General features: G+C 66.9%; 3 protein-coding genes and 1 pseudogene. All 4 read right to left on the reverse strand.

Going from position 1 to position 4,387, the window contains the following annotated elements; translation table 11 throughout:
- Positions 1–133 precede the first annotated feature (133 nt).
- Positions 134–448 (reverse strand): annotated as a pseudogene (locus Q0632_RS15420) (YnfA family protein); the annotation flags it as partial.
- Positions 449–455: 7 nt separating this feature from the next.
- Complete coding sequence (locus tag Q0632_RS15425) at positions 456–992, reverse strand: hypothetical protein (RefSeq protein ID WP_298931732.1); 537 nt, start codon at positions 990–992, stop codon at positions 456–458.
- Positions 993–997: 5 nt separating this feature from the next.
- A complete protein-coding gene (locus Q0632_RS15430; protein ID WP_298931735.1) occupies positions 998–1,384 on the reverse strand; it encodes a hypothetical protein in 387 nt (128 codons plus the stop codon).
- Positions 1,385–1,436: 52 nt separating this feature from the next.
- The coding region (locus tag Q0632_RS15435) for an efflux RND transporter permease subunit (protein ID WP_298931737.1) at positions 1,437–4,387 on the reverse strand (2,951 nt) is incomplete at its 5' end.

The raw sequence follows: 4,387 nt of genomic DNA on the forward strand, positions 1-4,387 counted from the left end.
GCGCCGTCGTATGAATGCTGTGGATGCGTTCTGGAAGAGTTGACGCAAACTTCTCGACGAGTCGTCCTTGGATCGCTATCGGGCAGAACGCCGGCCGAAGAGCTGGGTTCGTGCTGCTGCCTTGGGCCGTGGATCAGCGCGGCTGAAACATGATGAGGCCCATGCCGGTCAGCGCGACGGCGACGCCCGCCACGTCCCATGCCGTCGGCCTGATGCCGTCCACGATCCACAGCCACAGCAGCGCGACGCCGATGTAGACCCCGCCGTACGCCGCATACACCCGCCCCGCCGCTGTCTCGTGCAACGTGAGCAGCCAGGCGAAGAGGGCCAGGCTCGCTGCCGCCGGAACGAGCAACCATGCGGACCTGCCCTGCTTCAGCCACAGGTAGGGCAGATAGCAGCCAACGATCTCGGCCAGGGCCGTGGCAATGAACAGGGCAAATGTCCTCGTGCGGTCAGCGTACCGTCAAGTCGGCCACCAACCTGGCCTTCCGTGCGCGCTCGCGGATCGCGTCCTCTGACTCGGTCGCCCAGGTGAACGTGCTCTTCCAGGACCAGACCATGCCGTCGAGCCGGACAAAACGCACTTCGCCTGCCTTGCCCGCGACCGTCGTCGCTGGACGCTGCCCCTCGAAATCGAAGGCGATCGTGTGCGAGCCCGGTTTCAGCCGGTAGCGCACCATCGTGTTCGGCAGGGTCTCGACGGCGGCTCCGTCATCTGCCTGGACCTTCACGAAGTTGCGGCCGTCGCCCCAGTTGCGTCGCACGACGTAGACGGTGAGCGCGTTCGGGTCAGGCGCGAACTGCTTGGCCTGCGCATCGGCGTTCAGGCTCGGCACCGGGGCCGCGGTGCAGGTGATCACGCGGCCCTTGTTGGTCTTGTGGCAGTACGGGATCTCGGCGGTGGGATCGGGTGCGGGCGGTGTGGCACAGCCCGCCAGCAACCCGGCCACCAAGACCACCGAGGCAGAGGTCAGTCGGCTGGCAGTCATGGCGGTCACTTCACGGTAAAGCGTGCGGTGGCCGGCTTGCCGCCGACGGTCACAACCGCGACGGCCTTCGTCCCGGGACCGACCTTGAAGCTGCCAGTGGCTTCGAGCTTGTCGCCAGCCGGCTTCAGCTCCACCTCCTGCTTCTCGGTTCCGGTCAGCAGCGTGACCTTCGCGCTGGCCTTGGACACGTCGGCCGGCTTGCCGTGGTCACGGAGGTAGAGCTGGATCACGGTGGCCTTGGCCACCAGTTCGTAGTCCATGTCCTTGACCTCGACCACGACGCCGCCATGCAGCGGCTTGTGCTCGTGGGCATGGTCGTGCTTGTCACCGGCGGCGAAGGCAGAACCAGCCAGGGCGAGGGTGATGGAGGCGAGGAAGGCTTGCGTCTTCATGAGAGTCCTTTCGGGTGGGTGGGTGTGAACAGAAACCGAGATCAATGCGCCATCAAAGCGCTTCAGCGTCCTTGTCGTCCATCAGCGCTTCGGCCGGCTTGCGCCCGAAGAGCCAGAACATCGCGGGCGTGAGGAAGGTGTCGAGCAGGGTCGAGCTGATGAGGCCGGAGAAGATCACCACGGCCACCGGGTGCAGCACCTCGGTACCAGGCTGCTCGGCCTCGAACAGCAGCGGGGCGAGCGCAAAAGCCGTGACCAGTGCGGTCATCAGCACCGGGCTCAGCCGCTCCAGCGAGCCGCGCAGGATCATCTTCTGGTCGAAGGACTCGCCCTCGAAGCGCATCAGGTTGATGTAGTGGCTGACCTTCAGGATGCCGTTGCGCACCGAGATGCCAGCCAGCGTGATGAAGCCGACCAGGGCTGCCACGCTCAGCGGCTGGCCCGACAGCCACAGGCCGATCACCGCGCCGACCAGGGCCAGCGGGATGTTCACCATGATCAGCGCCGACAGCGCCGCCGACTTGTAGCGGCTGTAGAGCACCACGAACATCAGCGTCAGCGACACGATGGACAGCAGGCCGACGAGCCGCGAGGCCTCCTCCTGGGCCTGGAACTGGCCGCCCAGGGTGATGAAGTAGCCCTCGGGCAGCTTCGTCTCGGCGACCACCTTGCGGATGTCGGCCACGATCTCCGACAGAGCGCGCCCCGACGCATTGGCCGACAGCACGATGCGCCGCTTGCCGTCGGCGCGGCTGATCTGGATCGGGCCGTCGCCGTCCTCGATGGTGGCGATCTTCGACAACGGGATGCGCCCGTTCGGCGTCTCGATCAGGATCTGGCCCAGCCCTTCGACGGAGCGCGCCGATTCGGGCAGCTTCACCACCAGCGCGAAGCGCCGGCTGCCCTCGACGATCTGGGTGACCTTCTCGCCCTCGACCAGTGCCTGCAGCGCCGACAGCACCTGCGGCGCCGGCACGCCGTACTGCGCCGCCGCGGCGTAGTCGATGCGCACCTTGATCTGCGGTGCCAGCACCTGCTTCTCGATCTGCAGGTCGGCAATGCCTGGGATCGCAGCCAGCTTGGCCCGCAGGGCATCGGCCTGGCCACGCAGCGCATCGAGGTCCTCGCCGAAGATCTTGATCGCGATCTGCGAGCGCACGCCCGAGAGCATGTGGTCGATGCGGTGCGAGATCGGCTGGCCGATCTCCAGCGCGGCCGGCAGGTTGACCAGGCGCGCACGGATGTCGGCCTTGATCTCGTCCATGCTGCGCGTCAGCTCGGCGGTGGGCTTGAGGCCCACGTCGAGTTCACTGACGTGCACGCCCTCCGCGTGTTCGTCCAGCTCGGCGCGGCCGCTGCGGCGCCCGACGTGCGTGACCTCGGGCACCTGCTTGACCAATACCTCGGCCTGGCGGGCCAGCGCCGATGACTCCGTCAAGGTGACACCCGGGTTCAGCCGCAGGCCGATCAGCAGCGTGCCCTCGTTGAAGGGCGGCAGGAAGGTCGTCGGGAAGAACGGCACGGCGGCCGCGGCCACCAGCACGGCAGCACCGGCCGCCGCCATGGCAGCCTTGGGCCGGTCCAGCACGCCCTGCAAGCTGCTGCGGTAGCGCGCCTTCAGCCAGGCCAGGACCTTGGTGTCGCCGTGGTCCAGGTTCTTCATCCGCGGCAGCAGGTAGAAGCTGAGCACCGGCGTCACCGTCACCGACACGATCAGCGAGGCCAGCGTCGACACGATGAAGGCGATGCCCAGCGGCACGAACAGCTTGCCTTCCAGCCCCGGCAGCGCGAACAGCGGGATGAAGACGAGCACGATGATGACCGTCGCATACAGGATGGCCGACCGCACTTCCATCGTGGCGTGCGCGACGATCTCGATCGGGTGCAGACGACTGTGCGGATGGTTCGCGCGGTCGGCCTTCAGCCGCCGAAGCACGTTCTCCACACCCACCACCGCGTCGTCGACCAGGCCGCCGATGGCGATGGCCAATCCGCCCAGCGTCATCGTGTTGATCGACAGGCCGAAATACTTGAAGACCAGCGCGGTGATGAAGATCGACACCGGGATGGCCGTCAGCGCGATGATGGTCGGCCGCAAGGTCCCCAGGAAGAAGAACAGGATGACAGCCACGAAGATCGATGCGCCGATCAGCTTGCCCTGCAGCGTGGTGATCGAGGCCTCGATGAAGCTGGCCTGGCGGAAGGTCACGCGCGGCGCCTCCATGCCAGCCGGCAGCGAGGCTTTGAGCCCCACCAGTGCTTCTTCGATGGACTTCGTGAGCGCGATGGTGTCGGCGGTCGGCTGCTTCTGGATGCCCAGGATCACGGCCGGCTTGCCTTCGTACCCGGCGTGGCCCCCCGGGGGGGGGGCGGGGGCGGTAGCCCACCGGCCGAGGGGCCACCAGAGGGGCTGGCCATTCTTCGAGGTCAGCGCCAGGTTCTTCAGGTCATCGAGGCGCGAAGTGCGACCGAGGTTGCGGATCAGGTACTCGCGGCCGTTCAGCTCCAGGAATCCGCCCGAGGTGTTGGACGAGTAGCCCTTCAGCGCGCCTTCCAGCTGGTCATGCGTGATGCCCAGCTCGGCCATGCGCGTGGTGTTCGGCTGCACCTGGAACTGCCGCACCTCGCCGCCGATGGGGATGACCTGTGCGACGCCGGGCACCGACAGCAGCCGAGGGCGCAACCCCCAGTCGGCGTACTCGCGCACGGCCATCGGGCTGATCTTGCTCGGATCGACCGGAATGGCGATCTGCATGATCTCGCCCATGATCGAGCTGATCGGGCCCATGCGCGGCACCACGCCTTCGGCGATTCCTTCCTCCATCGAGGACAGCCGCTCCGACACCAGCTGCCGGGCACGGAAGATGTCGGTGCTCCAGTCGAAGGTGACGTAGAGGAAGGACAGGCCGGCCGACGAGGTCGAGCGCACCGACTCCACGCCGGGCAGACCATTCATGGTCGTCTCCAGCGGGAAGGTGATGAGCTGCTCCACCTCCTCGGCGG

The sequence above is a fragment of the uncultured Ramlibacter sp. genome (genome assembly GCF_936925435.1).
Lineage (GTDB): Bacteria > Pseudomonadota > Gammaproteobacteria > Burkholderiales > Burkholderiaceae_C > Ramlibacter.

Bases quoted from the DNA above. Each gene is read 5' to 3' on its own strand.
- Q0632_RS15425 (WP_298931732.1), bottom strand. From the start codon at position 992: ATGACTGCCAGCCGACTGACCTCTGCCTCGGTGGTCTTGGTGGCCGGG.
- Q0632_RS15430 (WP_298931735.1), bottom strand. From the start codon at position 1,384: ATGAAGACGCAAGCCTTCCTCGCCTCCATCACCCTCGCCCTGGCTGGT.